A 5,957-nucleotide genomic window follows, 5' to 3' on the forward strand; every position below is an offset into this window, starting at 1 on the left:
ACACGTCACTAAAGTATTCATCTACTGGTTGCCAACCTACTACTCGTATACGTTTTTGTGCAAGTTCTCGTTTGAGGTTAAAATATTCTTGTCTTAGATCCTTTAGCAATGAATCCATCATTGGAAGAAATACCGTTTTCATTTTAAACTGTTCTACTTTACAATAGTCAACCTGCAATGATTTAACTGCTAGTTCTAACAAAAGATACTTATGAAGTAATTGTCTTTCGTCAGCTTTAATCATAGTAATCAGCATCCAGTTGGGCTGATTGAATACTTCGGATTGGAATACTTTTCGTTTTAAGTAGTGTTTCAAGTATAAGTTCATTAGTATTCATCGATTTAATTATTCCAGTCCATTGTGTGATTTGGTATTCCTTCCACACTTCTAATTTTATATCCACTTGCTGATTAAAAGCTTGATCGATTGTTTTTTGTAGTTCTTCCAGTTCCCACTCAGTCAATTCTCTTGGCTGTTCTGTACGCTCCTTTTTATACTCTCTAAGAAGCTCTAAATGCTCCGGCAACATCATCGATGCCCATTTAATATTACCTCTGTCCTGTATCATTCATAAATCACTCCTATGCCAAATGACCACCAACTAAGCGATCTCGATTAATAGCTGTACCAGCTCTTGTGAAAGAAACTGCTCTTAATATTGATGTTGCTCCAAACCGATTGCGTATGGCATCCATAGTAGGTCCTATGACTTGACGTTGTGGTTTGCGTTCGTCAAATAAATCTAATTGGATACTATGCTCTCTCTCTAAGTTGGATATTCGGACAGATAACTGCCGAGCTGGTTCCCCTGCAAAGTGTTCATCCAGTAATTCAAGACAAGTTTTATACATCACAAGGGTTTCACTTGTCGGCGCTGAAATTGTTTTAGACCGATGGAATCCTTTGGTCATGGCGTTTCGACTGTAAGAAAGACCTAAGCTGATTGTACGGCCAACAAACCCTGCATCACGTGTGCGTTTCATTACGTCTTCGCACATTTCTAGGAGCACTACAGAGATTTCTTTTCGTGTGTGATAATCCCTCATCAGCATTTGGCCCTTCCCAAAACTTAAAGTGCCGTTTGTTATTAACGGCTCCCCTAATTTGGATAGATCTATTCCCCATGCATGGTAATAGAGTTGATTGCCCATTACACCAAAGCGCTTTTCTAATTCTTTTAGATCTGTATTAGCCAAACCACCAACTGTTTGTATTCCCATAGCATTTAGATTTGCTTCCATTCGTTTTCCTATGCCCCACATTTCGGATAGGGGTCGTACAGGCCATAATTTCTTTGGAATATCCTCATAAGTCCATCTAGCAAAGCCTGTTTTCTTTGCTTCAATGTCTAAAGCTAATTTGGCTATTAACATATTTGGTCCCATACCTACTGCGCTAGGTACATTAAATTGGTCAAGAATAGCCCTTTGTATTTCCTTAGCCGCTTCTTCAGGTGAACCCCAAAGCTTTTCAGTGCCAGTTAAATCAACAAAGCTTTCGTCCACACTATACACATGTATAGCATCGACTGGTACGTAATTAGAAATCAATTTTGTAATCGTCATCGACATTTGAATAAAGAAACTCATTTTAGGCTCAAACAATCTAATGTCAGGATGTTTAGGTATTTCCCAACGCCTACTGCTAGTTTTGATTTTAAATTTCTCCTTCATCAAAGGTGATGCAGCAAGCACTATGCTACCTGGTTGGTCAAAATTTGCTACTACTGCAACTGGAGTTTTTAAAACATCTATCCCATGTAACATCGCCACGCAGCTGGCGTAAAAACATTTCATATCGATACACATAATAGGTCTATTTGGCATTCCCTCATAATTCATACAACTTCACGCTCCATACTAACAACGGGAATAATGGCTAGAACATTACTGATCAAAAAAGTACGTTTTGCACATCTTATACAATAAAATGCTTGAAATAAATCGCCAACAATTTTAATGACTTTTACCCTTTTTGCTAAGGAACCATCTTTCACTACATACATCATGTTCACTAATTGATTGCGCTGCATAGCTTTAATCAGTCCCTCTCTCATCTTAGCTACCTCCCACTATCTCTCAAATTTTATAAATAACAGCTGTGTATTATTGATATTTTTTATTGGCACATTGATTTTCCCTTTACCTATCATACGTAAGAACATTTGTTTGTATACATTCTAGAACAAATGTTTGCATTTTGGCAAGATTAAATTTTTGGAAACGATAAAATACCAGGTACTCAACGCCATGAAGCAAGTGAAAAATTATAAAACTAATAAAATTAATAAACATATCCCATAAGGATGTTCATTACTCAACGTTTCGCTATCATTTGCCGATAGTGTTTAATCATTTTTTGGTTTATATTGAAACTGTTAAACAACACAATGTTTATTATTTGGAGGAGACAAGATGAAAAACAAATTTTTAGTACTGCCATTTTTTGCGGTCATTGTGTTAGGAATTATTTTTCTATCAACAATGATTCCAACTGTTAAAATGAGCCAGAAAGATTTACCTGCTGCTCTTGTGTCCGAAGATGCTGGCCTCTGCCTTATGAATAGACCGAACGAAGGAATGTAAGCGCACTGACGCTAAGAGACATGGGAGGGTACGTCGTCATAAGCATCGCAGAGATCCATTGTGCATCAAATAGTGGACTAAAAAAGCTAATGATTTTCATTAGTTTTAGCGAAGCGTACGCTCCATTTGGTAATAAAAACTATAAATTCAATTATAAGTTTAAAAAGAGATGAAAAAATATTTTTTACTACATACAAAGTGATGAAAACCGTTGATACTTCAATGTTTATAGAGGGAGGTTAGTTCAATAAGGAATTCTGTTTTTAGGAATGAATTTAATATTAGTCGCGGTGAACCGTATCATAAGTAAGTGCGGTTTTATTCTAAAAGACATAGAAAGAACCAATCTTATTAAAGATTGGTTCTTTCTATTATTTTTGTTTTTGCTTAAATAAATTCCAGGCGTAATCTAAGTACTTTAAATTCAATTCATGTTTTAAATTTAGTTTCGTAAGGTGTTTAGCATCATCAGAAAAAATACAGTGTACTTCTTTAGTTGTGGGTTCAATAGCATAAAATGAATCATCAAATTGGGTATGACAGTTAGAGCATAAAACGAGTAAATTGCTTGGTATATCATCGCCTTGATGGATCTTATTGTAAGGTTGTATATGATGAGCTTCAGAATAATAAGATCCATCAGATTTTCGTAGTGAAGTATTACAAACTTGACAATAATTTTTATAAAATATTTTTAATTCGCGAGCAATTTTAGAATCACGAACTAGCCTTTGAATAACGACTTTTGAAGTAATAGGGATAGAATCTTTTTTCATATCGTGGTCCTCTATATCATTTAATGTTATGTCATTTTCTTCAGAATACAGAAACTCATATGGGGTATAGGAGTTTCCGAAATTAAAGTAATCTGTATTGCTAGGTTCTTTAGTGAAATTTGGGAGATTTTGTTCTAAGTCTTTAAGAATAGTAGTGTCAGATTCATTTAACTCTATGTGTTTTTTCTGGAAATCTTTAAAAGCAGGTTTGAAGTACTTATTAGATAACAATGAAAAACCGATTAGTTTAGAAAGTTCTATTACACCGTTTTCAGAAGAATGTCGTAAAGTATATAACATGCTGGAACGTAACAATAAGCCACTGCTAAGTGATGAGTTTTTAATTAAGTCACGATTTTTAGCTGCCGAATTAATCACATTAAAGAGTTGAGTGAAGCCTTTATTTTCTATAGTTTCGCCTTTTATAATAATTAAACTTTCGGAAGCTTCTTTTTTGATATCTAATTTTTCTCTATATTTTAGATACTGTTGCATATTATTAAAAAGTATATTATTCATCTGAATGTATGGAGCTGCATTTTCTGTGCGCTGGAACCTAATGTTTTTTATAGTTCTATCTTCTAAATTAATATCATTTAGTTTCAAGGATTCAATTTCCTTTTGATTAAATAAGCAAAAATAAGATAGAGAAATTACTAATGGAAAAGTATATCGATCTTCATCGTTATTAAAAATAATTTCACCAGAAAATAAAGTTCTAATTTCACTTGGAGAAAGATATAGCTGTTTTTTTTCATCTTCAATGTAATCATTTTTAGATTTAGGAAAAGAATCGTTAATAGCTTTATTGAAATCGATTTTATGTTGAGATTCATTTATAAATTCTCTTTCAAATAAAAAGTTATTAAAGGCCAACAGTGCATAACGAACCATAGGGCTTGAAAGTTTGTGTTGGAATTTTATTACTTTCTCTGTTGTAAATAATTCATTAGTGGATAAATCTATACTATTCAAGACTGTAGTATTTAAATAGTTATCAATAATGCTTTCATATCTATTTACGGTCCGTCCATCTAATCCTTTATCTTCAAAGCAATAGTCTCTAAACTGACGTAAGTAAACTTTGATATTGCTATTCTCTAATGTGTTCATAGTCACTATCACCTCTTTTGTTACCATTATAAACCAATCCGAAGAGAATTAAATATATATTATTAACTTGAATATATTCAGGAGGTAATTTTATGTTATCAGAGTACTATAAAAAAGATGGAATCTTCTCGCAATTACCATTTATTCAAGGAGGAAATGGCTTACCATTCAAGCTAAAAGCAGCGGGCCAAGAATTAGAGCATGTAGGTATTCGTGATAAAGATCGACCAGAAAGTGTCCTTACATTTGTGGAAGGTCCTGAGGGAAAAGATTCCTTCAAGCAGTCACTTTCTTATTAAACTAACGGTGCAGGTTAGTTCAATAAGGAATGATTGTAACTGAACAGGATAAACTAAACTTAAATATAGTTTGGGGTGATGAAATTGGATAAAAGTAAACCTCTTCTATTGGTTTTGTTTAGTATACTTATTTGTGGGTTGTATTATGGAACAGTAAATGCAAAAACGAACGATACTACTCCTTCCTTTGAGGAAGAGATTATTAAAGGCAAACAACTCAATCCTTTAGAAAGCCAGTTAATGTCTTTTATGACTGGTTTGATGGTAACCGAACCAAAACAAGCTGTTGAATTTTGGATATTTGGCGTAAATGGTCGAAGTGGTGCTGTTCAATATGCGATGTTGTCCCCTTCGCTTCGAAAACAATCAAGGAGTAAATTTGAGCAAACTCACTGGATAACAGGTCAGTCAAGCCCTTCGGTTAGTAACTTTCGTTTTACCAAAGTAGAAAAGCTTAGCGAATCCAAAATGCGGTATACCGTTAAATACGATTTATGGGCATCATATGGAGATTTTGGTGGTGGGCAGAAGATTATAATCGTGGAAAAGAATTTAGAACCATTTAGAGAGTATTGGTTTATTTCATCAATAACTACGAAATATAATCAATGGGAAGCATTTACCCCAGCCGAGACAGTTTTAAAATAGAGCATTGCAGTTAACAATCAAATAAAGAGCAAAGTTTGTGAATAAATGTACTTCTACTTCAAGATGGGATTCCACAGAGATCCCATCTTTTTCTTGTTCAACTAAAGGGGCAGAATAATTGAACAATGTTTGGAAACAATATCGTCGAGAAAAGGAAAAAAAGGAGAGGTGTGATAAATGACAATTAGAATTTTATTATTAATACTATTCGTTAGTTTTAATCATTCAATAGATGCTTCTGCTGAAGTTCCTCTTAAAGCTGCTTATATACGAAATCATCAGCTATGGATGAAGGAGGGAGATAAAGAAATACAGCTTACAACAGGTCGCTATGTATCCTCTCCAAAGTGGTCAAAAGATGGTCAGTATATTGCCTATTTAGCAGGTAACGAGAATGGAGAAAAAACGTATCTGTATATTTATGATTTAAAGAAAAAGGAAAGCTATCAACCGTATCCATCAATTGAAACAAGTCAAATTAAATGGTCGCCAACATCAAATCAACTAGCTTACAATTCGAGAGGTATCCTAAATG

General features: G+C 34.0%; 7 protein-coding genes and 2 pseudogenes. 4 read left to right on the top strand and 5 right to left on the bottom strand.

What is annotated here, in order from left to right:
• The 4 genes from AC1DCY_RS26660 to AC1DCY_RS26675 all read right to left on the bottom strand — a co-directional run.
• The coding region (locus AC1DCY_RS26660) for a YhjD family protein (RefSeq protein WP_477355554.1) at positions 1-244 on the bottom strand (244 nt) is incomplete at its 3' end.
• A complete protein-coding gene (locus tag AC1DCY_RS26665) occupies positions 237-569 on the bottom strand; it encodes a YolD-like family protein (RefSeq protein WP_477355555.1) in 333 nt (110 codons plus the stop codon). The genes AC1DCY_RS26665 and AC1DCY_RS26660, both read right to left, overlap by 8 nt.
• A 13-nt stretch (positions 570-582) precedes the next feature.
• Positions 583-1,842 (bottom strand): Y-family DNA polymerase, encoded by a 1,260-nt coding sequence (locus AC1DCY_RS26670; protein WP_477355558.1) that lies wholly within the window; start codon positions 1,840-1,842, stop codon positions 583-585.
• On the bottom strand, positions 1,839-2,057 hold the full coding sequence (locus AC1DCY_RS26675) for a transcriptional regulator (RefSeq protein ID WP_477355561.1): 219 nt from the start codon (positions 2,055-2,057) through the stop codon (positions 1,839-1,841). The genes AC1DCY_RS26670 and AC1DCY_RS26675 overlap by 4 nt, the downstream gene beginning before the upstream one ends.
• A 358-nt stretch (positions 2,058-2,415) precedes the next feature.
• Here AC1DCY_RS26675 and AC1DCY_RS26680 point away from each other — a divergent pair, with 358 nt between their 5' ends.
• Positions 2,416-2,586, top strand: coding sequence for a hypothetical protein (locus AC1DCY_RS26680; RefSeq protein WP_477355564.1), 171 nt, complete (start codon positions 2,416-2,418; stop codon positions 2,584-2,586).
• A gap of 371 nt (positions 2,587-2,957) precedes the next feature.
• On the opposite strand, the gene AC1DCY_RS26685 is transcribed toward AC1DCY_RS26680, so the two are convergent.
• Positions 2,958-4,475, bottom strand: a complete 1,518-nt coding sequence (locus AC1DCY_RS26685) for an HNH endonuclease (protein ID WP_477355567.1) — start codon at positions 4,473-4,475, stop codon at positions 2,958-2,960.
• Positions 4,476-4,576: 101 nt separating this feature from the next.
• On the opposite strand from AC1DCY_RS26685, the pseudogene AC1DCY_RS26690 reads away from it, so the two are divergent.
• From AC1DCY_RS26690 to AC1DCY_RS26700, 3 genes and pseudogenes are all read left to right on the top strand, one after another.
• Positions 4,577-4,768: pseudogene (locus AC1DCY_RS26690) on the top strand (DUF4179 domain-containing protein); the annotation flags it as partial.
• An 84-nt stretch (positions 4,769-4,852) separates the two neighbouring features.
• The gene (locus AC1DCY_RS26695) at positions 4,853-5,422 is read left to right on the top strand and encodes a hypothetical protein (protein WP_477355570.1); all 570 of its coding nucleotides are present in this window, start codon (positions 4,853-4,855) and stop codon (positions 5,420-5,422) included.
• A 177-nt stretch (positions 5,423-5,599) separates the two neighbouring features.
• Positions 5,600-5,957 (top strand): annotated as a pseudogene (locus tag AC1DCY_RS26700) (translocation protein TolB); the annotation flags it as partial.

The organism is Lysinibacillus sp. 10T31, from assembly GCF_056394365.1.